Annotated in this window: 25 protein-coding genes and 1 pseudogene; 13 read left to right on the plus strand and 13 right to left on the minus strand. The window is 71.9% G+C overall.

The window, feature by feature from the left end; translation table 11 throughout:
- Nucleotides 1–34: 34 nt before the first annotated feature.
- Entirely contained in the window at nt 35–532 is a 498-nt protein-coding gene (locus IE252_RS02430) for a MarR family winged helix-turn-helix transcriptional regulator (RefSeq protein WP_190087531.1), read from the minus strand.
- A 71-nt stretch (nt 533–603) separates the two neighbouring features.
- Here IE252_RS02430 and IE252_RS02435 point away from each other — a divergent pair, with 71 nt between their 5' ends.
- Nucleotides 604–954: an HGxxPAAW family protein gene (locus IE252_RS02435; RefSeq protein WP_190087532.1), complete on the plus strand. Its 351-nt coding sequence runs from the start codon at nt 604–606 to the stop codon at nt 952–954.
- Here IE252_RS02435 and IE252_RS02440 read toward each other — a convergent pair.
- Entirely contained in the window at nt 927–1,466 is a 540-nt protein-coding gene (locus IE252_RS02440) for a GNAT family N-acetyltransferase (RefSeq protein WP_229847867.1), read from the minus strand. The genes IE252_RS02435 and IE252_RS02440 overlap by 28 nt on opposite strands.
- 202 nt (nt 1,467–1,668) lie before the next feature.
- Here IE252_RS02440 and IE252_RS02445 point away from each other — a divergent pair, with 202 nt between their 5' ends.
- Both IE252_RS02445 and IE252_RS02450 read left to right on the plus strand, forming a co-directional pair.
- Nucleotides 1,669–2,634, plus strand: a complete 966-nt coding sequence (locus IE252_RS02445) for an aldo/keto reductase (protein WP_190087836.1) — start codon at nt 1,669–1,671, stop codon at nt 2,632–2,634.
- Nucleotides 2,635–2,697: 63 nt separating this feature from the next.
- A complete protein-coding gene (locus tag IE252_RS02450; RefSeq protein ID WP_190087533.1) occupies nt 2,698–3,480 on the plus strand; it encodes a phosphotransferase in 783 nt (260 codons plus the stop codon).
- A 10-nt stretch (nt 3,481–3,490) separates the two neighbouring features.
- On the opposite strand, the gene IE252_RS02455 is transcribed toward IE252_RS02450, so the two are convergent.
- The 7 genes from IE252_RS02455 to IE252_RS02485 form a co-directional block, all read right to left on the minus strand.
- The gene (locus IE252_RS02455) at nt 3,491–3,757 is read right to left on the minus strand and encodes a hypothetical protein (protein WP_190087534.1); all 267 of its coding nucleotides are present in this window, start codon (nt 3,755–3,757) and stop codon (nt 3,491–3,493) included.
- Nucleotides 3,758–4,096: 339 nt separating this feature from the next.
- The gene (locus tag IE252_RS02460; RefSeq protein WP_190087535.1) at nt 4,097–4,936 is read right to left on the minus strand and encodes an alpha/beta fold hydrolase; all 840 of its coding nucleotides are present in this window, start codon (nt 4,934–4,936) and stop codon (nt 4,097–4,099) included.
- 13 nt (nt 4,937–4,949) lie between these two features.
- A complete protein-coding gene (locus IE252_RS02465) occupies nt 4,950–5,594 on the minus strand; it encodes a hypothetical protein (protein ID WP_190087536.1) in 645 nt (214 codons plus the stop codon).
- 116 nt (nt 5,595–5,710) lie between these two features.
- Complete coding sequence (locus IE252_RS02470; RefSeq protein ID WP_190087537.1) at nt 5,711–5,884, minus strand: hypothetical protein; 174 nt, start codon at nt 5,882–5,884, stop codon at nt 5,711–5,713.
- Nucleotides 5,884–6,306 (minus strand): hypothetical protein, encoded by a 423-nt coding sequence (locus IE252_RS02475; RefSeq protein ID WP_190087538.1) that lies wholly within the window; start codon nt 6,304–6,306, stop codon nt 5,884–5,886. The genes IE252_RS02470 and IE252_RS02475 overlap by 1 nt, the downstream gene beginning before the upstream one ends.
- Before the next feature lie 59 nt (nt 6,307–6,365).
- Nucleotides 6,366–7,832, minus strand: coding sequence for a sensor histidine kinase (locus IE252_RS02480; protein WP_190087539.1), 1,467 nt, complete (start codon nt 7,830–7,832; stop codon nt 6,366–6,368).
- Entirely contained in the window at nt 7,829–8,524 is a 696-nt protein-coding gene (locus tag IE252_RS02485) for a response regulator transcription factor (protein WP_190087540.1), read from the minus strand. Before IE252_RS02485 ends, IE252_RS02480 begins: the two co-directional genes overlap by 4 nt.
- 87 nt (nt 8,525–8,611) lie before the next feature.
- Here IE252_RS02485 and IE252_RS02490 point away from each other — a divergent pair, with 87 nt between their 5' ends.
- Entirely contained in the window at nt 8,612–9,097 is a 486-nt protein-coding gene (locus tag IE252_RS02490; RefSeq protein ID WP_190087541.1) for a hypothetical protein, read from the plus strand.
- Between the two features lie 53 nt (nt 9,098–9,150).
- Here IE252_RS02490 and IE252_RS02495 read toward each other — a convergent pair whose 3' ends face one another.
- On the minus strand, nt 9,151–10,032 hold the full coding sequence (locus IE252_RS02495) for a GNAT family N-acetyltransferase (RefSeq protein WP_190087837.1): 882 nt from the start codon (nt 10,030–10,032) through the stop codon (nt 9,151–9,153).
- 152 nt (nt 10,033–10,184) lie between these two features.
- Between IE252_RS02495 and IE252_RS02500 the strand changes: the two genes are divergently transcribed.
- The 4 genes from IE252_RS02500 (at nt 10,185) to IE252_RS02515 (ending at nt 16,084) form a co-directional block, all read left to right on the plus strand.
- Complete coding sequence (locus IE252_RS02500; protein WP_308434511.1) at nt 10,185–10,829, plus strand: GNAT family N-acetyltransferase; 645 nt, start codon at nt 10,185–10,187, stop codon at nt 10,827–10,829.
- 254 nt (nt 10,830–11,083) lie between these two features.
- A complete protein-coding gene (locus IE252_RS02505) occupies nt 11,084–13,522 on the plus strand; it encodes an RICIN domain-containing protein (protein WP_190087542.1) in 2,439 nt (812 codons plus the stop codon).
- Between the two features lie 84 nt (nt 13,523–13,606).
- Nucleotides 13,607–15,493, plus strand: a complete 1,887-nt coding sequence (locus IE252_RS02510; RefSeq protein ID WP_190087543.1) for an ABC transporter ATP-binding protein — start codon at nt 13,607–13,609, stop codon at nt 15,491–15,493.
- A 117-nt stretch (nt 15,494–15,610) separates the two neighbouring features.
- Nucleotides 15,611–16,084 (plus strand): carboxymuconolactone decarboxylase family protein, encoded by a 474-nt coding sequence (locus tag IE252_RS02515; protein WP_190087544.1) that lies wholly within the window; start codon nt 15,611–15,613, stop codon nt 16,082–16,084.
- A gap of 78 nt (nt 16,085–16,162) precedes the next feature.
- On the opposite strand, the gene IE252_RS02520 is transcribed toward IE252_RS02515, so the two are convergent.
- Nucleotides 16,163–17,689 (minus strand): DUF6851 domain-containing protein, encoded by a 1,527-nt coding sequence (locus IE252_RS02520; protein WP_229847868.1) that lies wholly within the window; start codon nt 17,687–17,689, stop codon nt 16,163–16,165.
- Between the two features lie 73 nt (nt 17,690–17,762).
- Nucleotides 17,763–18,377, minus strand: a pseudogene (locus IE252_RS02525) (LysR family substrate-binding domain-containing protein); the annotation flags it as partial.
- 335 nt (nt 18,378–18,712) lie between these two features.
- On the opposite strand from IE252_RS02525, the gene IE252_RS02530 reads away from it, so the two are divergent.
- The 3 genes from IE252_RS02530 to IE252_RS02540 are packed head-to-tail and all read left to right on the plus strand — an operon-like array spanning nt 18,713 to nt 22,259.
- Entirely contained in the window at nt 18,713–20,050 is a 1,338-nt protein-coding gene (locus IE252_RS02530; protein WP_190087546.1) for a discoidin domain-containing protein, read from the plus strand.
- Entirely contained in the window at nt 20,050–21,279 is a 1,230-nt protein-coding gene (locus IE252_RS02535) for an MFS transporter (RefSeq protein ID WP_190087547.1), read from the plus strand. The genes IE252_RS02530 and IE252_RS02535 overlap by 1 nt, the downstream gene beginning before the upstream one ends.
- Nucleotides 21,276–22,259 carry a TolB family protein gene (locus IE252_RS02540; RefSeq protein ID WP_190087548.1) on the plus strand — a complete coding sequence of 328 codons (984 nt, stop codon included), beginning with the start codon at nt 21,276–21,278 and terminating at the stop codon, nt 22,257–22,259. Before IE252_RS02535 ends, IE252_RS02540 begins: the two co-directional genes overlap by 4 nt.
- 21 nt (nt 22,260–22,280) lie before the next feature.
- On the opposite strand, the gene IE252_RS02545 is transcribed toward IE252_RS02540, so the two are convergent.
- Nucleotides 22,281–22,640 (minus strand): ArsR/SmtB family transcription factor, encoded by a 360-nt coding sequence (locus tag IE252_RS02545; RefSeq protein WP_190087549.1) that lies wholly within the window; start codon nt 22,638–22,640, stop codon nt 22,281–22,283.
- Between the two features lie 163 nt (nt 22,641–22,803).
- Here IE252_RS02545 and IE252_RS02550 point away from each other — a divergent pair, with 163 nt between their 5' ends.
- Complete coding sequence (locus IE252_RS02550; protein WP_190087550.1) at nt 22,804–23,802, plus strand: zinc-dependent alcohol dehydrogenase family protein; 999 nt, start codon at nt 22,804–22,806, stop codon at nt 23,800–23,802.
- A gap of 126 nt (nt 23,803–23,928) precedes the next feature.
- On the plus strand, nt 23,929–24,774 hold the full coding sequence (locus tag IE252_RS02555) for an HNH endonuclease family protein (RefSeq protein ID WP_190087551.1): 846 nt from the start codon (nt 23,929–23,931) through the stop codon (nt 24,772–24,774).
- Nucleotides 24,775–24,796: the final 22 nt, after the last annotated feature.

Consider the following 24,796-nt stretch of genomic DNA (forward strand, 5'->3'; position numbering starts at 1 on the left):
CGCGGGCAACGCGGGGTTCACGCCATTGCCGGGATCACTTCCGGGCCGTGTCGTCACCGCCGCGGATCTCGTCGAGCGACTCCTGCATGAGGCCCTTCGCGCGCGTGAACCAGTCGGCAAGTACGGCGACTTCCTCCGGGCCGTAGTCCGCGAAGAGGGCGCCGAGGCGCTCGTAGAACGGGCCGTATACCGCCAGGATGCGGGCCTGCGCGGACTCGTCCATGACCACGCGCACCCGGCGGCGGTCCTCCGGATCGGCCTGCCGGTGGGCGTAGTTGGCCTTTTCGAGCCGGTTGAGCACGCCGGTGATCCCGCCGGTCGTCAGACGGGCCCGTTCCGCGAGGTCGCCCGCGGCGAGCGACTCCCCGGCCAGGGAGGCCTCGATCAGGAAGCCGAGACAGGTGAGATCGGTGACGTTGAGGCCGAGCCGCGCCGCGATGTCCTGCTGTCCGAAGTGCGCCAGCGCGATCATCCGGTCCATCGCGTACAGCGCCTGCTCCGGTGTCGCCGCCGGACGCTCCTTGCCTTCCACCGCGAAATCCCCTTACGATCTAAGCTACTTAGCCAGTAAGGCATTCTATCGCGCGGCTCCGAGGAGACGGCATGGGGTTACACGGCGACCACGACATGGGCCACACCGTTGCCGGTTGGACCGGTACGGGGGTGGGGGTGCTCGGCAGCGTCGTCACCGGCGCGGGGCTCGTGGCCGGTTCGACGGCCGGGGTGTGGCTGGGGGGTGCGGTCATCGCGTTGGCCGCCTTCGCCACGTGGACGCTGCATCTGGCGGGGTGGGGCAAGGCGTCCGGGCCGCGCCCGCCGGGGCAGCAGCACTGGCGGGCGCGTGACGTGGCGGCCCGGGACGGTCACCCCGACTGCGTCGGCTGCCGTATGGCGGGGCGCACCGGGCCGCGTACGTCCGAAACCGCTCAGGTGGCCGTGCCCGCGCGGCTCTGAGAGCAGGTCAGGACCCGGGTCGTACTGCCGTCGTCCTCCGTGATGTCCCGGACGTGCTCGAAACCCATCTTGTCCAGCACCGCCAGCGACGCCGTGTTCGGCTCGGCCACGGTGGCGTGCACCTCGGTCAGCTTGAGGGTGTCGAAGCCGTGGGCGACGATCGCCCGCGCCACCTCCAGACCGAGGCCGGAACCCCACACCTCGGGGGCCAGCGCGTAGATGATCTCGTGTCCGTCCACCTCTTCGGTGGGCTTGATCTCGGCGTGCCCGACCAGCCGCCCGCCCCGGCGAACGGCCCAGACATCGAACCGCTCCTCCGCGTACACCTTCGTGAAGATCCGCCCGAACAGCGCCCGGTCGTCCGCTTCGGAGGCAGTCCCGTCCCCCATCCACTGGGACACCCTGGTGTCCTGGAACAAGGCGACGAAACCCTCCTCGTCCTCGGGGGTGTACCGCTCAAGGAGCAGACGCTCGGTACGCAACGTCGGGGTGCAAGCCGGGGTGGAAGTCACGAGCGCGACGCTACGCAACCGTGCTCCCGCTGCCAAACGTATTTCGCGGTGGGAGCGGTTGAAGGAGTAGACGCAGACGGGGTGTCGAGCGGGCGTTGTGAAAACCCACCTGCCCCTTCCCTCCGACTCGCCTATCGTCGATCCGATCCCTGGCCGAAGCCGCGGCTCGGCCAGTTCGGGAACCACGACGTGGAGGATGATGGTGCGCTACCGCGAGCTGGGACGCAGTGGATTGTCCGTGTCCGAGATCGGTTACGGCGCCTGGGGCATCGGCGCCTCCGGCTGGGTGGGTGCTTCGGAGGACGAGTCCGTACGCGCGCTGCACCGGGCCATCGACCTCGGGGTGAACTTCATCGATACGGCGCGCGGCTACGGCGAGAGCGAGCGCATCGTCGGCCAGGTGGTGCGTGAGCGGGCCGGTGACCAGGTGCTGGTCGCCACCAAAGTGCCGCCGAAGAACCGGATATGGCCCGCGCCCGACGGCCTGGACCCCGCCGAGGCGTTCCCCGGTGCGCACATTCGCGCGAGCCTGGAGACCAGTCTGCGCGCCAGCGGGCTTGAGCACTTCGACGTACTCCAGTTCCACGTCTGGAACGACGAGTGGGTCGGCCGAGGGGACTGGCTGGAGACGGTCGCCGAGCTGAAGCGGGAGGGGAAGATCCGGCTGTTCGGCGTCTCGATCAACGACCACCGGCCCGACACCGCGCTCGCGCTCGTCCGCAGCGGTGCCGTGGACAGCGTGCAGGTCATCTACAACATCTTCGACCAGTCGCCCGCCGACGAGCTGCTGCCCGCCTGCGAGGAGCACGGCGTGGGCGTCATCGTCCGGGTCGCGCTGGACGAGGGCGGGCTCACCGGCCGGATCACCGCCGGAACCACCTTCCCCGAAGGGGACTTCCGCAGCCGCTACTTCCGGGGCGACCGCCCCGCGCAGGTCGAGCGGCGAGTGGCCGCCATCGTCGCCGACCTCGGCATCGCGCCCGACGAGATCGCGGAGAACGCGCTGCGGTTCGTGCTGAGTTCGCCGGCCGTCTCCACCGTCATCCCCGGCATGCGTACGGTACGCAACGTCGAGCGCAATACCGCCCTCAGCGACGGCCGTCCGCTCACCGCCGACCAGCTCGCCGTGCTGGCCGAGCACCGGTGGCCGCGCAACTTCTACTCCTGAGCCGCTGCCGGGGCGCCGTGAAACTCCGGTGCGCCGGTCCCGGCGGTGGGATACAACGAGAGCATGGAAGAAGAGCGGTTGCCCGGGGGCCGGACGGTCGGCGCGGTACGCATCGGTGACGCCGTCCACCGGGCCGCCCAGCCCTGGACACCCGCCGTGCACGCGGTGCTGCGGCACCTGGAAGCCGGGGGGTTCGAGGGCGCGCCCCGGGCGCTCGGCACGGACGATCAGGGCCGCGAGATCCTGACGCATCTCGCGGGGGAGACGGCTGGGGAGGAGCTTCCCTGGCCCGGCTGGGTGTACTCGGACGCCGCGCTGGTGAGCGTCGGCCGGTGGGCGCGGCGGCTGCACGACGCCACGGAGACGTTCGTGCCGCCGCCCGGCGCGCGCTGGCTGGCCGGGCAGACCTGGCGGCCCGGCCTGGTCATCGGCCACCACGACGCCGCCCCGTGGAACGCGGTGTGGCGCGACGGAGAGCTTGCCGGGTTCTTCGACTGGGACACGGCGGGGCCCTCGTCGCGCGAGTTCGACCTGGCGTTCACGGTGCTGACCTGGGTGCCGCTGCACGCCCGCCGGTTCGCCCGGCGCACCGGGTTCACGGACTTCGACGACCGGTCGCGCCGCCTCCATCTGTTCCTCGACGCGTACGGCTACGAAGGCGACCGGTCGGCGTTCGGGGCCGTCGTGGCCCGGCGGGCCCGTACGAACGCCGAAGTGATCGACCGCATGGCGGCCGGCGGCGACCCCGTCTACACGGCGCTGGCGCCCGTCGCGGCCGACCTGCGCCAGGCGGCCCTCGAAGTCGAAGCGCTGCCGGAGTCCTTCTGGCGCGGGCCCACGGCGTAGGCCCGGCCCGTCAGAGGTGCGCGGCGGTCATCGCCATCGCGAGGACGATGGTCACCAGCGCCAGGCTCATCATGGCCGCCCGCGCGGGGCTCATGCGGTTGCTCTCCCACCCCGTGCCCGAGGCGCCGCCGCGCGGTGAGGCGCCCCGGTCCGCCTCGCGCAGCCGGGTGCACCATTCGCAGTCGAGTCCCGGGCGGGCTGGTGTGGACAGCCAGTAGGCCCCGGTCAGTTCGGCCCGGTGCGCGGTTTCCGGGCCCTGTGCAGCGTCCCTGTCCATGCCCGGTTCAACGCCGTGGCGCGGCCGGGGGGAATGCGTGCGTCAGGTTTCGCGATCAAATCGTTGCCACCGGGCATGATCGAGTGTGCGTACACGAGATCGTTCTCCGCCCCTTTGTGCGCCACCGGGGGAGCGATTGTGGCTGGCGGTTCACTGTCGGCGGGCGGGGGTGCCTGCGATGCTGACGGCAGGGCTTCGAAGCGGCCGGGCCTGTCCGTCGGTACGGCCGCGTGCGTGCCGGGGACGCAGGGTTCCCCTCCCGCTGCGTCCCCGGCACCCGGTGCCCGCTCCGCGTCCATCGCTTCGCGGAGCGGGCACCGATGGCCTCGCCCGGCGGCGTCAGCCCAGGAACGTGCTGGTGGCAGCCACGAACCGGTCGGCGTCGTCGAGCCACGGGAAGTGCCCGGCCCCCGGCTGAACGACCAGCTCGGCGTGCGGGAAGACCTCGGCCACCTCGGCCATCGCGCCGGGCGGCGAATTGAGGTCGACCTCTCCGGCCAGCAGCAGGACGGGCGAGCCGAGCCGCGCGAGCGCCGCCCGGGTGGCCTCCGGGTCGAACGCGCCCTCGCCGCCGAAGGCCGCCGCGGCCTCCCCGTTCTTCTGCCCGTCCTCGGCGGCCTTGTGGGCCCGCGCCGCCTCGTCCCAGCGGCCGTACCAGAACGGCGCGACCGCCGACCACGAGTCGGCCGTCGCCTTCCCACCGAAGATCGCCTCCAGCGCGGCGAACGCCTCCGGGAACCACGGCTCCCCCCGCCGCAGCAGCGCCGTCTCCCGCCGGACCTCACCCGCCACCACGATGCCGAGCGCCGCCACGCTCGGCGTGATCAGGGCGAGCCTGCCGACGCGCTCGGGATGCCGCTCCGCGTACCGCACGGCCAGGTTCGTCCCGGCGGAGTGCGCGAGCAGGTCCACCCGGTCGAGCCCCAGGTGCTCGCGCAGCGCCTCGACGTCGCCGACGAGCCGGTCGCAGCGGTACGAGGCGGTGTCCGCCGGAACCGCCGACTCACCGGTTCCCCGCAGGTCGAGCATGATCAACTGCCGGTGGGCGGAGAGACCACCGAGCTCCCCGAGGTAGGCGGAGGCCTGCATCGGCCCGCCGGGCAGACAGATCAGCGGGGGGCCTTCCCCGAATACGTGGTAGGCGAGCTTTGTTTCGTCGTATGTGGAGAAGGTGGGCATGGCGGAGACTCTGTCAGGGGCGCCGGGGCCGGGCAACCCGGTTCCTCGGCAGGCGGCCGTCGGGCCGGGCCGATGCGCCGATGGTGATCTCACCCGGGCGGTAGAGCCGCTCGTGCACCTTGCCCGCGAAGTCCAGCATCTGGGCCTGCAGGGCGCCGGTGGTCTCCCGGTACCGCAGGGTGTCGGCCGGTTCGCGCGCCCCGTCCGGCTCGCTGCCCGCCAGCCATTCGTCGACGTCCTCGATGAGCGCGAGGTGGCAGGTGTAGATCGCGTCGATCAGGTCCGTCACCGCCGCCTGTTCGTCCTCGGCGAGCATGAGGCGCAGGACCCACTCGGCCGCCTGCAGCTCCCGTATGCGGTCGTGCACGGCCGCCCGCTCCGCCTCCAGGTCGTCGTCGGTGCCCCGGGGTGTCTGCACGTGTTGGCGCACGATCCGCATCTGGCGCCGGACGGTGTCCACGCACAGGATCAGGTCGGCGTACGCGGCGCGTTTGCGGGCTACCGTCTCGGCCTCCTGCTGCGAGACGAGCTGCAAACGCGCCACGTCGAGCTGCCCGCGTGCGGAAACACGGGCACTCGCCCAGGTGGTGAGGGCGCCGACGACCGCACCGCTGGCGCCAAGACCCGCACCGACGACCACCGCCCACTGTCCGTCCATGGAACAGACGTTAGGGCGCGGCGGGGCAGCCGCAGGGGGTGCTCGCGGATGTTCGCAGGAGTTGGCTGCCGAACGGCGGCGGTCGGCCGTCGCGAGCGGCCCCGTCCACGCACCCCCTACTTGTCCCCCTTCGCGTCCGCGTCCGCCGCTGCCGACTCCGCCGCGCCGACCTTCTGCTCCATCTGCTGTTCCGTGCCCGAGGGTGAGTCCGATCGGGGGTGGGAGTGGGAGCAGCCCGTGGCCAGTGCGGCGGTCAGGGCCACGGTCGCCAGGGCGTGGCGGGTGCGCATCACTTTGTTCCGTTGTTGTTCGTCTTGCACCAGGCGGCCACGTCCTTCAGGTCCTTCTGGCGTTGCTGAAGGGTTGTCACCAATCCCTTGCGGTGGGTGAGTTTGTCGTTGAGGTAGGTCTCGATCGCCGTGTGGCCCTCTTTCTTGGCGTTGTCCACCCGCTGCTGCAGCCGGGCCACCGAACCCACGGTGGTCACACCGCCGTTGAGGCGGTCGAGGGAGTGGTCGAGGCGCGTCGCGACCTTGGGCGCTCGCTTGCAGACGGCTTTGGCGCCGTCGGTCGTGGGTGCCTTGGCCGTGGTGCGCGGGGGCTTGGAGGGGGTGGCGTCCGCGAAGGCGCTGGGGGCGGTGACGGTCAGTACGGCCGTCGCGGCCAGCGCGGCGGCTGCCGCCCGGCGGCGGGGCGAGAAGGGTTTCTGCATGGTGGGTGCCTCCCGGTCCACAGGACTGGTGCCTCGGGGTTGGTGCTGACGACCGGAGGCTAGGAAGGCTCTTTGTGGAAACTCTGTGACCGGGCCGCCGTGAGCGTCAGCCAGTCCCGCTGGAGGGGGAGCGCGCCGCTCTGGGAGGGGGCCCGCGAGGGCAGTCGTACCGTACAGCGGGTGCCCACGTCGCCGGGCCCTGCGCCCAGTTCGACGGTCCCGCCGTGCAGCGCCGCCTGCTGGGCGGCCAGCGTGAGGCCGAGCCCGGAGCCGGTGCTGCCGGGGCCCCGGTGGAAGCGTCGGAACACCTCCTCTTTGCGGGCGTCGGGCGGGATGCCCGGGCCCCGGTCGTCCACGGTGATCAGCACCTGCCCGTCCGCCCGGCGCACGGCCACGGCGACCTCGGCCCGGCCCCGCGCGTCCCTGCCGTGCGCGAGCGCGTTGCCGATGAGGTTGTCGAGCAGGATCCGGATGCCGGGCTCCCAGCAGTGCACCGGCGCGGGCTCCGCGTCCAGGGTGATCCGGGCATCCGGTGCCCGCCGCCGGGCCTCGGCGACCGCCGCGTCCGCGGTCTCCGCGACATCGAGCACGCGGAAGGCGTCCGGTTCCACCAGATCGCCGCGCCCCAGCTCCCGCAGCGCGACCAGCATGCCGAGCAGCCGCGCGTGCTCCGCCCGCAACTCGTCGACGACAGCGGTACGTTCCGTCTCCGGCATGCCGGGAAGGGCCAGGACGTCGAGGTTGGTGCCCATGCTCATCAGCGGGTTGCGCAGCTCGTGCGAGGCGGCCGCGGAGAAGGAGCGGGCGGTGTCCAGGGCCTGTGCGGTGCGGGCGGCCTGTTCGTCGTAGCGGGCCAGGACGGTTTGCAGGGTGGCGGCCAGGTCGTCGACCTCGGTGACCCGGGTCGGCCGGTGCTCCAGTCGTACCGCGCTCGTACGGGGATCGAGGCCCGCCGCGCTGTGCCGCAGCCGGCGCAGCGGGCGGGTCGCCCCGCTCGCGACGGCCCAGGCCAGCAGTGCGGAGAGCGGGGCGGCGAGCAGGGCGGTGGTCGCCGTCCGCCGTCGTACGAGGCCGAGTTGGGCCCGGTTGGCGGTGTCCGGCGCGAACACCCACAGGGTGCCGGACACCTGCGGCCCCTTGACCGGCAGCGCGTACGCCCGCCAGCTGCGGCCCGCGCCCCGCACGGTCACCGGCACCTTGCTCATATTCGGCAGCGGGACGGACGCGTCGGGCTGCGGCCCGCCGCTGAACGTGCCGTCGGGCCCGGTCAGCCGTACGCCCACGTCGAGTGCCGCGTTGAAGAGCTTGCGCTGCCGGTTCGCCTCGGCGTTGGCCTGGTCGTTGGCCGCGGCCCGCAGTAGTGTGCGGGCGTCGTGGGCGATCGCGGTGGCCCGGGTCCGCAGATGGCTGTCCTCCTCGCGGTGCAGATCGCGGGCGACGAGCGTGAGCAGCAGCCAGCCGCAGGCCAGGACGAGGATCGGTACGGCCACGCCCACCGCGAGGGCGATCCGGGTGGACAGTCTCACGGCCCCTCCCGCAGGACGAAACCCACTCCGCGCACGGTGTGGAGCAGCCGGGGAGCGCCGTCCGCCTCCAGTTTGCGGCGCAGATAGCTGACGAAGGTGTCCACCGCGTCGGTGCGTACGTCGACGTCGTACCCCCAGACCCGTTCAAGGAGTTGGTCGCGGGTGAGGACGAGGCCGGTGTTGCGGGCGAGGACTTCGAGGAGTTCGTACTCGCGCCTGGTGAGGTCCAGGAGACGTCCGTCGCGGTGTGCGGTGCGCGCTGCCGGGTCGACGACGAGGCCGCAGGCCCTGACCACGTCGTGTCCGGCGGGCGGGCGGCGGCGCAGCAGCGCGCGCAGCCGCAGCACCAGCTCCTGCAGTGCGAACGGCTTGACCAGGTAGTCGTCGCCGCCCGCCTGGAGCCCGGCGATGCGGTCGGCGGTCTCGTCGAGCGCCGACAGCATCAGTACGGGCAGATCGTGCCCGGCGCCCCGCAGGGCCGTACACACCTCGATGCCGCTCATGCCCGGCATGGAGACGTCGAGCACCAGCACATCGGGCGGCGCCTCCTCGACGGCGGCGAGCGCGGCCCGTCCGCCGTCGGCGGTACGCACCCGAAACCCACTGAGCCGCAGCCCCCGCTCCAGCGAGCGGCGCACCGCATCGTCATCGTCGACGACCAGAACGTCCCCCGGACGGTTCGAACCGCTCATCCGCCTCACCTCACTGCGCGCTGTCGCGGGGGAGTCAGGGTACGGCGCCCGCCTGTGTACGGGGCGGGCTCGGCGGACCGTCCGCCGATGAGCTATGTTGAACGCGTTCAAGACATTGAACGTGTTCAAAAATGGGGAGGGTGTGGCATGGGGGGCATCGCGGTGTCGACGGGCCGGACGGCCGAACGCCGGGTCGGGCGGGTGCTCGGGCGCATGGGGCTGTGCGTTCTGATGTATGTCGGACTGCATACCGTGGCGTGGACGGCCGTCATCCTGAAGGCCGACTGGGAGGACAGTTCTTCCCAGAAGGTGCATCTCGCTGCCGGGATGCTCGGGTTCGTCGGCATACCGACCCTGCTCGTCGCGATTCTGGCGGTGTCGGTGCATCGCCGCATGGACGTGGTCCGCTTCCGGATCCTGCTGGCGATGGGGTTGGTGCCGTGGGTGGGACTGCTCCTCGGGCTCAACTTCCCCGAGCCGCTGTCGTTCCAGCTCATGGCCCAGTTCGCCTTTGCGGCGCTGATACCGGCGCCGCTGTTCCCCGAGGACTGGGAGGGCGGGGCCGACCGGTGACGCGGCTCCCGCGCGCGTCACCGGTTCGGCGGCCGTGACCGTACGGCCAAGTCCTACAGGTCGAGCTGGTACTCGTGCGCGGAGTGCGTCGGCAGATAGCCGAGTGCGTCGTTGACGTGCCGCATGTGCGGGTTGTTGTCCGCGGTGTCGGTCAGCAGGCCCGCGAGGTGGGGGTGGCGGGTGCGGGCCTCGTGGATGGAGGCGGCCTTCATCCAGAGGGCGAGGCCGTGGCCGCGGTGCTCGGGCAGGACGGCGGTGCCGTAGTGCTGGGCGTCTCCGGTGCCGTCGCCCGGGACCACGAGCTCGGTGAAGCCGACGACCGAGCCGTCCGACTCGTCGACGGCCGCGACGGTGTGCAGGATCTCGCCGCGCCCGGCGACGGCCGCGGCCGCCGCCTTCACCCGGTCTAGGTCCCACACCACGGTGCCGAAGTCGGTGGTGCCCATCGGCATGTCGTCCATGGCCCGGCGCGAGGCCACGAAGGTGTCGGCGAGCTCGTCGGGCACCGTCCCCTCCCACGACGTCAGCCGGTAGCCCGAGTGCGGCGTCTCGATGGCCTTGGCGAGGGCCGGGAGGTCGGCGTCGGCCAACGCCAGCCGGGTGTACGTCAGGGTCAGCACCTTGCCGAAACCGCGTGCGGCGAGGAACGCGTCGCCGGGGGAGCCCGCCGCTGCCTGCGCGATCACGCTGCGCCGGCCGTCCCGGCGCGCCGCCTCCACGGCCGCTTCGAGCAGCCGCGAGCCCACGCCGCCGCGCCGCTCGGCCGGGTGGACCTGGACATCGAGTTCGGCGAGGTGGTCCTGCCCGGGCCGGGTGAACAGCCGCAGGAAGGCGGATCCGACGGGAGCGCCCTCGGCCCCGGACGCCAGCCAGGCGAGCCTGCGGCTGGCGGTGTTCTCGTCGGGGTCGGTCAGGGCGGTGATGCGCAGCGACAAGGTGTCTCCATCGCGAGAAGGGTGGAAGGAGGCGCGGTCGGGGGTGCGTTGCTCGGCCGCGGGCAGGGCTCGGTGATCCACGCCGGTCGATCCCCGACCCTGACCCCTAATTGCCGTGCGTGCGAGGCGTCCCCCGGCCTACGCTCGCGGCCATGACATCACAAGATCAGCGGGAGGTCTCCCCCATGAGCGCTCTGACCGGCTCCCCGGCCGGTTCCACGGTGAGTTCTCCGATCGCCTCCGCCGCCGAGGAGTTGGTGATCCGCGACGAGACGGACGCGGACCACCCGGCGGTACGCGAGGTGCACATGCGCGCCTTCGGGGAGGAGCGGGTGCCCGCCCTGGTGGAGGCGCTGCGCACCGCACGGGCGCCGCTGGCCCCGATGTCCTTCGTCGCCACCCTCGGCGGTCGGGTGGTCGGGCACGTCCTGCTGAGCGCGTCGCGCCTGGACGCCCCGCGCCGGATCGTGGACGTGATGTCGCTGTCGCCGCTCGGCGTGCACCCCGACGCCCAGGGCCGGGGCATCGGCACCCGCCTCATCGCGCACGCCCTCGCGGTGGCCGACGAGCAGGGCGTGCCGTTGGTGTTCCTGGAGGGATCGCCGCTGTACTACCGCACGCGCGGCTTCGAGGCCGCGAGCCCGCTGGGCTTCCGCTCGCCGTCGCTGCGCATCCCCGACCCCGCGTTCCAGGTCGTCCGACTGGCCGCGCACGAGCCGTGGATGACGGGCACCTTCGTCTACTCGGAGACCTTCTGGGCCTTCGACTGCGTCGGCCTGCGCGACCCGGACGCCTGACGGGGTACGCGCCGTACGCCAACGGTCCGAGCAGACCGACGCGTACACCCGGGGCCCGCCGACCGGCGGGCCCCTTCGCATGCCCGCGCCCACCCGCGATCCGCACAAAGTCACACACAACTACCGAGGCACGCGTGGGGCCTTGACGCCCCACCCTCCCCTTCCTAGTGTTTGCTGCTGCTCACTTGAGTTCGCTTGTGATCGAAAATGTGCGTGCATGTAGTTGCTTCCCCGCCAGAGAGGGTCGCACCACGATGAGATCCCTTAACCGCACCCTGCTCGCCGTGCTTCTGCTGTGTCTGTCCCTGACCACCGTCCCGCAGGCGGCCGCCGCGCCGCGCGCCGCTCCCGAGGCCGCTGCCGTCACCACCGACCTCACCGTCGACGGCGCCTCCCCCGGCCGCGTCTTCGACGGCGTCGGGGCGATCAGCGGAGGCGGCGGCAACACGCGACTCCTGCTCGACTACCCCGAGCCGCAGCGCGCCCAGATCCTCGACTACCTCTTCAAACCCGGCTACGGCGCCGCCCTCCAGATCCTCAAGGTCGAGATCGGCGGCGACACCAACTCCACCGACGGCGCCGAATCCTCCATCGAGCACACCCGGTCCACCGTCAACTGCTCCAACGGGTACGAGTGGTGGCTGATGGAGCAGGCCAAGGCCCGCAACCCCGGCATCAAACTCGCCGCACTCTCCTGGGGAGCGCCCGGCTGGGTGGGCAACGGAAACTTCTGGTCCCAGGACATGATCGACTACCTGATGTCCTGGCTGGGCTGCGCCAAGCAGCACAACCTCACCATCGACTACCTCGGAGGCTGGAACGAGCGCGGCTTCAACGCCGCCTGGTACAAGAACCTGCACGCCACCCTCGCCGCCAAGGGGTACGCCACCAAGGTCGTCGGCGCCGACGACGGCTGGCAGATCGCGACCGCCATGCGCGCCGACAGCGCGCTCAACGCCGCCGTGGACATCGTCGGCGCCCACTACCCGTGCGGCTACATGTCCGCCATGACCAGCTGCTCGACCACCCCGGACGCGCTGGCCACCGGCAAACAGCTCTGGGCGAGCGAGAACGGCTCCGAGGACGCGGCGACCGGCGCCGTCCCGATGGCCCGGGCCATCAACCGCGGCTATCTCGACGCCAAGATGACCGCCTTCATCAACTGGCCGGTGGTGGCCGCGCTCTACCCCAACCTCTCGTTCAACAGCATGGGCCTGGTCACGGCCAACCAGCCGTGGTCGGGCGCGTACAGTGTGGACCGCAGCGTCTGGGCGACCGCGCAGACCACCCAGTTCACCGCCCCCGGCTGGCAGTACCTCGACACCGCCTCCGGCTACCTCGGCGGCAACCGCTCCAACGGCAGCTACGTCAGCTATGCCGCGCCCGGCAAGGCCGCTTGGTCCACCGTGTTCGAGACGATGGACGCGACCGCCGCCCAGAGCGTCACCCTGAAGGTCGCGGGCGGTCTCCCGGCCGGCGCCCTGCACGTGTGGTCCACCGACTTCTCCAGCAACGGCGCCACCGCACACCTGGTGCCCGAGCCCGACCTCACCGCCAGCTCGGGAACGTACCGGCTCACCCTCCAGCCCGGTCACCTCTACACCGTCACCACCACGACCGGCCAGGGCGCGGGCATCGTCACCTCCCCGCAGCGCACCCCGCTCGTTCTGCCGTACGCGGACTCGCTGGCCGGGACCGCCACCGGGCAGGAGGCGCGGTACCTCGCCGCGATGAACGGCGCCTTCGAGACCGCGCCGTGCGCGGGCGGGCGCACCGGCCGCTGTCTGCGCCAGCAGGCGCCGACCACACCCATCCGCTGGACCGACGAGTCCACCCCGCAGCCGTACGCGCTGATGGGTGACGTGAACTGGACCAACTACACCGTCCGCTCGGACGCCCTGCTGGAACAGGCGGGCGCGGTCGAGCTGCTCGGCCGGGTCGGCACCCAGGGCCGCAACAACAACGGCCTCAACGCCTACCACCTGCGCGTCGCGGACACCGGCGTCTGGTCGCTGCTGCGCACCGACACGGCCTGGTCCTCCACCACCCTGGCGAGCGGTACGGTCACGGCCCCCGGGCTGAAGACCTGGCACACCCTGGCCCTTACCTTCCAGGGCGCCACCATCACCGCGAAGCTCGACGGGACCACCCTCGCCACCGTCACCGACAACAGCTACGGCGCGGGCCAGATCGGCCTCGGCACCGCCGGGTACTACGGCGCGCAGTTCGCCAACCTGAGCATCACCCCCGGTACGACGGCGCCGCTCGACGGCACGTACCAGCTGGTCAACGCCCACAGCGGCCAGCTCCTTGACGCCTCCGGGCAGGGCACGGCCGACGGCACCCCGATCATCCAGTGGCCTGGCAACGGAGGCGCCAACCAGCAGTGGAAGCTCGCCTCGACCGGCGACGGCTACTACACCGTCACCGGCGCGGCCAGCGGCAAACCCCTCGACGTCCCCGGCCGGAGCGTCGTGCCGGGCACCCAGCTGAACCTGTGGACCGCCACCGGCGGGACCAACCAGCAGTGGCGGGTGACCCCCGGCGCAGGCGACTGCTACACCCTGGAGTCCCGGCTCGACGGCCATCTGGTGGACGTCAGCGGCGGGTCGCTCGTGATGGGCGCCCAGGTGATCCAGTGGCCCGCGAACGGGGGTGCGAACCAGTGCTGGCGGCTGGTCAAGGCGGGGTGATCCGGCGGCACGGAGAGGATCAGAGGGGGACTGATTCGAGGGAACCGTTGACCTCAACTTAACTAGAGGTCGTACGTTCCTCGTATGAGTATGGAAGCCACCGCGTGGACACAGCTCCACAACGTCATCACCGCGCAGCAGGACCGACGTCCGTTCAACCGAGCCACCCTGCGGCGCATCGCTGTGTTCGCGCGGCCCCACCGCCGCCGCATCGCCCTGTTCCTCCTGCTGAGCATCGCCACAGCACTCCTCGCGGTGGCCACCCCGCTCCTCGCCGGACGCGTCGTCAACGCGATCGTCGGCGGCGAGGAGACGGGGACCGTCACCCGGCTGGCCCTGCTCATCGCCGCGATCGCCCTCGCCGAGGCGGCCCTGGGGCTGGTCGGCCGATGGCTGTCGTCGACGCTCGGCGAAGGGCTCATCCTCGACCTGCGCACCGCGGTCTTCGACCACGTCCAGCGCATGCCGGTCGCCTTCTTCACCCGGACCCGCACCGGCGCGCTGGTCAGCCGCCTCAACAACGACGTGATCGGCGCCCAGCGGGCGTTCAGCAACACCCTCTCCGGCGTGGTCAGCAACCTCGTCACACTGCTGCTCACCCTCGCCGTGATGCTCGGCATCTCCTGGCAGATCACCCTGCTCGCGCTGGTCCTGCTGCCCGTGTTCGTGCTGCCCGCCCGCCGCATGGGCACCAGGATGGCGCGGCTCCAGCGGGAGGCCGCCGAGCACAACGCGGCGATGGGCACTCGGATGACCGAGCGGTTCTCGGCGCCCGGCGCGACCCTGGTCAAGCTGTTCGGACGGCCCGCCGACGAGTCCGCCGAATTCGCCGCCCGGGCCGCCCGGGTCCGCGACATCGGCGTCCGTACGGCGATGGCGCAGTCCGCGTTCATCACCGCCCTCACCCTCGTCTCGGCCCTCGCGCTCGCCCTCGTCTACGGCCTCGGCGGCTACTACGCCCTGCACGACAAGCTGGAAGCGGGCGCGGTCGTCTCCCTGGCCCTCCTGCTCACGCGCCTGTACGCGCCGCTCACCGCGCTCGCCGGGGCGCGCGTCGAGGTCATGAGCGCCCTCGTCAGCTTCGAGCGGGTCTTCGAGATCCTCGACCTGAAGCCGCTCATCGCCGAGAAGCCGCAAGCCAAGCCGGTGCCGGACGGGCCGGTCTCCGTCGAGTTCGACGACGTGCGATTCGGCTACCCCTCCGCCGAGAAGGTCTCCCTCGCCTCCCTCGAAGAGGTCTCCAGCCTCGACACCCGGGGCGGCGCCGAAGTGCTCCACGGCGTCTCCTTCCGCGCCGAACCCGGCCAGATGGTGGCCCTCGTCGGCTCCTCGGGCGCGGGCAAGTCGACGGTCGCCCAGCTGCTGCCCCGGCTCTACGACGCGGACGAGGGCGCGGTACGCCTCGGCGGCGTCGACGTACGCGACCTGACCGCCGACTCGATCCGCGACACGATCGGCATGGTCACCCAGGACGGCCACCTCTTCCACGAGTCCGTCCGCGCCAACCTGCTGCTCGCCCGCCCGGACGCCGACGAGGAGGAGCTCTGGGACGCCCTGCGCCGGGCCCGTCTGGACGGCTTGGTCGCCTCCCTGCCGGACGGCCTCGACACCGTCGTCGGCGAGCGCGGCTACCGGCTCTCCGGCGGCGAGCGCCAGCGCCTGACCATCGCCCGCCTGCTCCTGGCCCGCCAGCGCGTCGTCATCCTCGACGAGGCGACCGCCCACCTCGACAACACCTCCGAGGCGGCCGTCCAGGAGGCCCTCGGCGAGGCGCTGGAGGGCCGCACCGCCGTGGTGATCGCCCACCGGCTCTCCACGGTACGGTCCGCCGACCTCATCCTCGTGGTGGAGAGCGGCCGCATCGTGGAACGCGGCACCCACGACGAGCTGCTGGCGCTCGACGGCCGCTACCAGGAGCTGTACCGCACCCAGTTCGCCCGGCCCGGGGGCGCGCACGCGGAACGGGGCTGACGAGGCGGCCCGGCGACCGTCACCGCGAGCGAGACGCACGTCACATCCGCGGGTGTCACGGCTGGAGGAGCTGCCTTGTCATACGGGTGACAGCGAACAACCTCCAAGGAGTACACGATGGAAGCCAGGCTGAACCTCTTCACCAGCCCGATCGCGGCCAAGTTCGGGAAGCACCTCGTCGCCGCGGGCCGGGTGCTCGCGGACTCCACGCTGCCGGGCGCGACGCAGGAGCTGGTGAAGCTGCGTGCCAGTCAGATCAACGGCTGCGGATTCTGCACCGACATGCACACCAAGGACGCCGCGCACGCCGGGGAGACGCAGACGCGCCTCAACCTGGTCGCCGCCTGGCGGGAGGCCACGGTGTTCACCGAGGCCGAGCGCGCCGCCCTGGAGCTGACGGAGGAAGCCACCCGCATCGCCGACGGGGCGGGCGGCGTATCGGACGAGACGTGGGCGAGGGCCGCCGAGCACTTCGACGAGGAGGAGCTCGCCACGCTGGTGTGTTCCATCTCCCTGATCAACGCCTTCAACCGGGCGAACGTCATCATCCGGCAGCCCGCGGGCGACTACCAGCCGGGCCAGTACGCCTGATCGGCACGAGAAGTCCGTCGGCACGAGAAGCCCATCGGCACCGCTCCGCGAAGGGGGCGGTGCCGACGGGTGCGTGCGCTACTTCGCGCTGTCCGGGTGGATGTGGCGCTGTACGAACTCGTACGAGCGCTGCCCGAACTGCGGGCCGAAGCCCGCTGAGGCCTTGACGGCCGACGGGAAGTGGACCCCGGCCCAGACCCTGGTCTTGCCGCAGGTCGTGGCGAAGTCCGTCCAGGAGTCGTACGTCAGCGTGAGGGCCTTCGCCGGGGTGACACCCGGCTCGATCACCGACGAGCCCGCCTTGCGCGGGATCGCGATGTGCACCTTGTCGCTGCCGAGGAAGAGCCGCGCCGCCTGCGCGTACGCATAGCAGGCCGCGGTGGAGCCGGACGGGTACTCGGGGTGGTTGGTGACGGGCAGATAGCTGCGCCACTCGTTGCCGGTGATGTCGTGGACCGTGCCCTTGCCCGGGCCGCCCCAGGCGGTCAGCGGTGTGTCGCCGTACAGGTACCGGATCGCGCTGAACGGCCGTACGGAGTCGTAGTTCGCCTTCTGCTGCCACACCGCGATGGTGCTGTCGAAGATGGCGATCTCGATGGTCGCGATGAACTGCACGAACCCCTCGACGTCCAGGTGCGCGTCCTGGATCACGGCGACGCCGGGTGCCTCCGCGAGGGCCATGAACTTGTCGCCGAAGAATTCGGTGGCCATCTTCTTGTAGTCGGTCAACGCCGCCGACGCGGCGAGGACTTCATCGGCCTGCTGCTTGTAGCCGCGCCGGTTGTGGTAGTTGCTGTTGACCGGCGGGGGGATGTGGAAGCGCGCCGGATCCTTGTACGTGAACGGGGTGGTGAGACGCATCTGCGGGGTGATGAACTTCTGGATCTCGAAGGTGCCGTCGTCGTGGGGGACGATGGCCGGCTGCCAGTGCGAGGGGTCGCGGAGTTCGTACGCCGTGTTGACCGGCTGGTAGCCGGTGTAGTCCGCGTACGGCGCCTGCCGGCGTCCGCCCTCGTCGCCGTAGCGGTTCATGCCGTCGTGCCACCGGGCCTCCAGGACATGCCGGGCGGCCAGGTTGCCGATGCCGGCGGCGGTCCGGGTGTTCTCCTGGCGGTCGTCCGGGTCGAGGCCGACCGAGGCCATCATCTCCCGCCAGGCCGCCGCGGCCTGCGGGATACGGGCGTTGAAGATGCGGTACGAGGTGTAGAGAAGGGCGGTGTTCTTGTTGCGGTTGGTGCGTTCGGCGACGGGACGACGGCCGAGGTTCGAATAGATGCCGACCGCGCTGCGGTGGTACGGCGCGATGGAGTCGAACCAGGAGGTCTCCAGGAGCATGCCGTAGTCCACGATCAGGGTGATGTCGGAGCCGTCCTTCGAGATGACGGACCGCTCCTGCGCCTGGAGCGCCGGGTAGACCACTTCGAGCGCGGCGTTGCCGTGGTCGAAGTCGAACGAGGCCGCCTTGGCCGCGGGGTGGGACGCCGGGTGGTCCGGCGCGGGGTCGGCCGACGCGACGTTGGCGAACGAGCCCAGTAACAGGGTCACGGTGCAGGCGGCCGTCCATCGTCGCACACGCGACCACCGCAGCCGCCTCTGGTCCCTCATGGGTCAGTCTCCCTTCGATGGGAATTGGCCAGCGAGGGCACGGTAGGACCCGGCCACGGCTCGTGGTACCGCGCTATCCGGCCGTGTTGGGCCCGTCCTCCCGAACGCTCTCCCGGCAGCAGCGGACGAAGTCCCGGACGACCGGATCGGCGTCGTCGGCGGGCGCCCGGGCCACCGCGACGCGGCTCGGGCTCACCCCTTTGACCAGCCGGTAGGTGACGCCCGGGCGGGCGTAGAAGCGGGCGGCGGACGCGGGAGCCAGGGCGACGCCGTAGCCGTTGGCGATCGCGCCGAGCCACTCGTCGGGCTGATCGGCGACGGCGACGGCGCCGACGCGGACCGGGTGGCCCTCGCGCTCGTCGGTGGCCAGCCAATAATCGCGCCACCGACCGGATTCGGCCGCGGCGGCGACAAACGGCTCGTCCCACAGGTCGCGGAACGCGACCTCTTCGTGTACAGCCAGCGGGTGACCGGAGGACAGCGCGACCCACCGGGGCTCGTTGAACAACACCTCCACCCGCAACGCCTCTTGGCCGGGGAACGGCACCCGCGGCAGCGCGGCGTCGACGTCCCCGGTGGCGAGCCCGGCGGTCGGGTTCGACCACGCGGCCTGCCGCAACTCGGCCCGCCGGCCCGGCCGGCGGCGGGCGAACGCGGCGACGATGTGCTGCGTGGCCTCGTTGGCGGCTACGCGGGCGCCCTCGCGGCCCACGTACGCGCCGGGGTGTTCCGCAACATCGGGTTCCCGGGCGCGTATGCGGCGTTGGCGGTGGGTTCGCTGGTGCTCGCTGTCGTGCGATGAGGGATCCGGGAGCCGACGCCGGACCACTGGTAGGAAACCTTCCAGTCCGCTACGCTCCCCGGCGGCGGCTTGGCGCGGTGCCCCATTCCCGTGGGCATGACGCGCTCAGCGAGAGCTCTGACCCGGCTGCCGTGGCGCTGTGCCCTGCCCGCGCCGGGCAGGGGCGGGGTCGCGTCCCGGTGTCCAGCTCTCGCCGTTCCCCACCCCCACGGAGTCCAGGTATGCGCCTGAACACCTCAGCTCGACTCTCCCTCCCACGCGGCAGAAACCGCGTTCTCCTCGTCGTCCTCGCGCTCCTCGGCGGGTTGCTGCTCGCCTGGCCCGGGCGGGCCGGGGCCGCCGCCGATCCCCTCATCTCGCTCGGGAAACCCGCAACCGCCTCCTCTGCCGAGACGTCCTCGCTCGGCGCCGCGAACGCCTTCGACGGGGACACCGCCACCCGCTGGGCCAGCGCCGAGGGCAAGGACCCGCAGTGGATCCGCGTCGACCTCGGCGCAACCGCCACCATCAGCCGGGTCAAGCTCAGTTGGGAAGCCGCCTACGCCAAGGCGTACCGCGTCGAGGTGTCGCAGGACGGGGCGTCCTGGACCGCGCTCGCCGAGGAGAAGGCGGGCAACGGCGGCACCGACGACTGGAACGGGGTCACCGGCAAGGGCAGGTACCTGCGTATCTACGGCACCGCGCGCGGCACTTCGTACGGCTACTCGCTGTACGAGGCCGAGGTGTACGGCACCCTCGACGGCGGCCCGCCGCCCGGCAAGGGCTTCACCGTGGTCGCGGCCGGTGACATCGCCGCCCAGTGCACCGCCGCCGACAGCGGCTGCGCGCACCCCAAGACCGCCGCGCTCGCCCGGCAGATCGATCCGAAGTTCTATCTGACGATGGGCGACAACCAGTACGACGACGCCCGGATCGCCGACTTCCGCGCCTACTACGACAAGACGTGGGGCGCCTTCAAGGCCAAGACGCGTCCGGTCCCGGGCAACCACGAGACGTACGACCCGGCCGGAGCCCTCGCCGGGTACAAGGCCTACTTCGGGAACATCGCCTACCCGCAGGGCAAGAGCTACTACAGCTACGACGAGGGCAACTGGCACTTCATCGCCCTCGACTCCAACTCCTTCGACAAGGCCGCCCAGATCGACTGGCTCAAGGCCGACCTCGCCGCCAACGGCAAGCAGTGCATAGCCGCCTACTGGCACCACCCGCTCTACTCCTCCGGCGGTCACGGCAACGACCCGGTCTCCAAGCCCGTGTGGAAGATCCTGTACGGCGCGAAGGCGGACCTCGTCCTCAACGGTCACGACCACCACTACGAGCGGTTCGCCCCGCAGGACCCCGACGGCAAGGCGACCGCGGACGGGATCGTGGAGATCGTCGGCGGCATGGGCGGCGCCGAGCCGTACCCCATCGAGCAGGTCCAGCCCAACAGCCAGAAGCGGATCAGCGGCCAGTACGGCGTGCTGAAGCTGGAGTTCACCGACTCCGGCTACGGATGGACCTACGTCGGTACGGACGGGCAGGTCAAGGACACCAGCCCGAAGTACGGCTGCCACTGATGTACCTGGCCACCACCGGCCGTACGGACGCGCCGCCCCGCACCTCCGGGGTGGGGCGGCGCGTCCCCGGCACCGTCCTCGCGCTCGGCGCGGTCAGCCTCGTCACCGACGTCTCGTCCGAGATGGTCACGGCGGTACTGCCGCTCTACCTCGTCCTGGGCCTCGGCCTCTCGCCGCTCCAGTTCGGCTTCCTGGACGGCATGTTCAACGGAGCCACCGCGCTCGTACGGCTGCTCGGCGGCCGGCTCGCCGACCGCGGGGGCCGTCACAAGCGGGTCGCCGGGGCCGGTTATCTGCTCTCCGCCCTCTCCCGGCTCGGGCTGCTCCTCGCCGGAGGCGCCACCGCGGGCATCGCCACCGCGCTCGCCGCCGACCGGCTCGGCAAGGGCATCCGCACCGCCCCGCGCGACGCCCTCATCTCGCTCAGCGGCCCGCCGGAGACGCTCGGCCGCTCCTTCGGCGTGCACCGCGCCATGGACACCACGGGGGCGCTCCTCGGCCCGCTCGCCGCGTTCGCCGTGCTCCAGGCCACCGCCGACGCCTACGACGCGGTGTTCGTCGTCAGCTTCTGCGTCGGGCTGATGGGTGTGCTGCTGCTGGCGGTGTACGTCCCGGCGGGATCCGGGACGGTGCCCATGCCCGTAACGGCCCGCCCCCGCACAGCACTTCGCGACCCCGTCTTCCGCCGCATCCTCTACGCGACCGCCCTGCTCGGCGCCGCCACGATCGGCGACTCCTTCCTCTATCTGCTGCTCCAGCGCGGCCTCGACCTGCCGACCGCCCTGTTCCCGCTGCTGCCGCTCGGCCCGGCCGCGGGCTATCTGCTGCTCGCCGTTCCGGTGGGCCGGATCGCCGACCGGATGGGGCGGCGGCTGCCGTTCCTGCTCGGGCACGCGGCCCTGCTCGGCGCGTACGCCCTGCTGCTCGCCCCGATCGCCTGGCCGACCGCCGTGGCCGTACTGGCCCTGCTCGGCATCTTCTACGCCGCCACGGACGGGGTGCTGATGGCGCTCGCCGGGCCGCTGCTGCCCGTGCGCGGGCGAGCGGGCGGGCTCGCGGTGCTCCAGACCGGTCAGGCGCTGGCCCGACTGCTGGGCGCGGCCGGGTTCGGGGCGGCGTGGACGCTCTGGGGGCAGCGGCCCGCCCTGTGGCTGGCGGGGATCGCGCTGACCGGTGCGCTCGCGGCCGCCTGGCGCGTCCTGCCCGCACCCGCCCGGGAGGCGTCATGAAGGCCGGTCCCCTGCGGCTCGCCGCCGTCGTGATCGCCGTGCTCCTGCTGGCGGGCGGCTCCCTCGGTTACGTCCTGCACGCCCGCCACCGCGAACGCCCGCCCCAACAGGCCGCTGCCGACGGCTCGTTCACCCTCGACGAGCCAGGACTGTACTTCCGGGACTCGGCCACCGGCCGGGTCGCGCGCCTGCCCGCACGAGGCGCGCCGCGCGTCACCGACGGCCCTTCCTGCGACCGGTTCTACGCGGCGGGGGAGCGCGCCCTGTGCCTGCGGAAACTGCCGGGCCTGCCCGCCCGCACCCGGGCCCTCGTCCTGGACCGGCGGCTGCGCGAGGTGCGCGGCGTGACCGTCCCCGGCATCCCCAACCGGGCCCGCGTCTCCGCCTCCGGGAACCTGCTGTCCTGGACGGCGTTCGCTGTCGGTGACTCGTACGCCACCTCCGGCTTCTCCACCCGGACCTCGGTCCTGGACCTGCGCACCGGCTATCTGATCAAGTCGATCGAAGACATCCCGCTGACGATCGGCGGCGCCCGCCACCACGCACCGGACGTCAACTACTGGGGCGTCACCTTCGCCCGCGACGACAACCGCTTCTACGCCACCGTCTCCACCCGGGGCCGCACCCACCTCGTCGAGGGCGACCTGCGGAACTGGTCGGCGAAGGCGCTGCGCGAGAACGTCGAATGCCCGTCGCTGTCGCCGGACAACACCCGGATCGCCTTCAAGAAGAAGGTCTCCGGCGACCCTCGGGCCCCCTGGCGGCTGTACGTACTCGACCTGGCCGGGATGCGCGAGCACCCGCTCGCCGAGCCGCACAGCGTCGACGACCAGGCCGCCTGGCTGGACGACTCGACTGTCGGCTACGCGCTGCCGGGACGCGATGGACGAGCAAGCGACATCTGGTCGGTCCCGGCGGACGGCACGGGCGAGCCCCGCCTGCTGGCACCGGGCGGCTCGTCACCGGTGGCGGTGCGGTGAGCGGCACCAGCGGGCCCCGGGCTACGCCTCCCGCCGCGCGTCGGACTCCCTCGCGTGCCCGGTCACCAGTGCGCGCAGCAGCCCGGGGAAGACCTCGTCGAACTCCTCGCGGCGCAGGGCGTTCATGCGGGAGGTGCCCACGTAGTACTGGCGGATGAGTCCGGCCTCGCGCAGCACGTGGAAGTGGTGGGTGGCCGTGGACTTGCTGACCGGCAGTTCGATCGTGCCGCAGCTGAGGTCCTCGCGGGCCGCGTGGAGCTCGCCGACGATGTGCCGGCGCACGGGGTCGACCAGGGCTTCGAGCACCTGCTGGGTGCTGATCGCCCGGACGTCCGGGTGGGGCGGGATGCGCCCTCGCTCGCTCTGCCTCGCTGCTGCCATCGACTGCCGACCTCCGGGGCACATCGTACGACACGCATCGAAGTATGACCCCCATCGAAGTACGGTCGCCATCAAAGTTTGACAGTGATCGTACTTCCTGTTTGGCTGAGCCCCGGCGGCGCGGTCGTCGCACCGCCGTCAACTCGTAGAAGGGGGAGGCCCGATGGCCAGGACGGTGCGGTTCCATGAGCTCGGAGGACCCGAGGTGCTGCGGCTCGAGGACGTGGAGGTCGGCGCGCCCAGGCCCGGTGAACTGCTGATCCGGGTGGAGGCGATCGGCATCAACCGTGCCGAGGCGCTGTTCCGCAGCGGCAACTACATCGAGCAGGTCAAGGAGTTCCCCGCCAGGCTCGGTGCCGAGGCGGCGGGAGTGGTCGAGGTCGTCGGTGCCGGGGTGACCGGCTTCGAGCCCGGCCAGGCGGTCAGCGTGGTGCCCGCGTTCTCGATGAACGCGTACGGGGTCTACGCCGAGCGCGCGATCGTCCCGGCGGCCGCGGTGGTGCACCGGCCCACCTCGCTGGACGCGGTCGGCGGCGCGGCGGTGTGGATGCCGTATCTCACCGCGTACGGGGCGCTGGTGGAGGTCGGCGGGATGCGGGCCGGGGACACGGTCGTGCTCACCGCCGCGTCCAGCAGCGTGGGCCTGGCCGCGATCCAGGTAGCCCACCGCGTCGGGGCGGTGCCCATAGCGACCACCCGGACCGGCGCCAAGCGGGACGCGCTGCTCAAGGCCGGGGCGGCCGAGGTGATCGCCACCGGCGAGGAGGATGTCGTCCAGCGCATACTGGACCTGACGGCGGGCCGGGGCGCCGAGTTCGTCTTCGACGCCGTCGCGGGGCCCGGTGTGCTGGACCTCGCCAGGGTGGTCGCCCCCGGCGGCACGCTCATCGAGTACGGGGCGCTGAGCGGCGAGGTGACCCCGTACCCCGGGTTCGAACTCGGTATGCCGGCGCTGAACATGCGCACCTACACCGCCCTGGAGACGACCACCGACCCCGAGCGGCTGCGCCGGGCGGAGGCCTTCGTGACCTCCGGTCTGCGCAGCGGTGCGTTCGCGCCCACCGTGGACCGCGTGTTCGGGCTCGACGAGATCGTCGAGGCCCACCGCTACATGGAGGCGGGTGGCCAGGTGGGCAAGATCGTGGTCGCGGTCGACCACTGAGGTGCCGGCCGAGGTGGGGGCCGAACGGGGGAAAAGTCAGAAAAACTGGTCGGTGTGGCCGGGGGCGGTCAACTCCTCAAGAAGGTGCGTCAGCACAAGGACGCCATGCCACCGAAGGAGATCCCCATGCGCTCGTACAGGCGACCGGCCCTCACCTCCGCCCTCCTCGTCGCGGCGCTTCCGGCAGCGTTGCTCCCCGTGGCCGCCCAGGCCGCGTCCCCGCCCACGCGGCCCGCGGCCGACCAGCCGCAGAGCGCGGCGCTCAACTTCGACGAGCTCGACTGCGAAGGCCCGGAGGAGGACCGGCTGCCGTCGACCGACTCGGGCCAGGGGGCAGTGCACGAGCCCGGCACCGCCGCGTTCGTCCCGGCTCCGCTCCCCGCCGGCCTGCCGCCCGCCGCGGTCAAGTGGCCCAAGAACATCCCCGACCTGGACGACGCCAAGCGCATGCTCTCCGAGCTGGAGGTCGGCACGTTCGACAGCAAGGGGTTCAAGCGGACCGACTTCGGCGGCAAGAGCTGCTGGGTCCTGCACGGAGTCGACAAGTGTTCCACGCGCGAACTCGCCCTGAAGGCCCTCTCCGACATCCCCGCCACGTTGAAGGACGGCTGCAAGGTGGTGGGCGGCCGCTGGCGCAGCGCCTACGACGACCTGACGGTCACCAACCCCCTGCGCGTCGACATCGACCACGTCGTGCCGCTCAGGGCCGCATGGGGTTCGGGCGCCCGGGACTGGCCCGAGTACAAGCGCCGCGCGTTCGCCAACGACCTCAGCGGCTCGCCGCAGCTCATCGCGGTCTCCACCTGGAGCAACCGCGACAAGGGCGACAAGGGCCCGGACAAGTGGCTGCCCAAGGGGTACGAGTGCACGTACAGCCGCGCCTGGATCGGGGTGAAGGACTACTACGGCCTGCGGGTGACGACGGGGGAGCGCACGAAGCTGGCGGAGGTGTTGGGCGACTGCCGAGGGTAGACGCCTGGCGTGGGGCGGTGGT

This window comes from Streptomyces melanogenes, from assembly GCF_014649795.1.
In the GTDB taxonomy this organism is placed as follows: domain Bacteria; phylum Actinomycetota; class Actinomycetes; order Streptomycetales; family Streptomycetaceae; genus Streptomyces; species Streptomyces noboritoensis.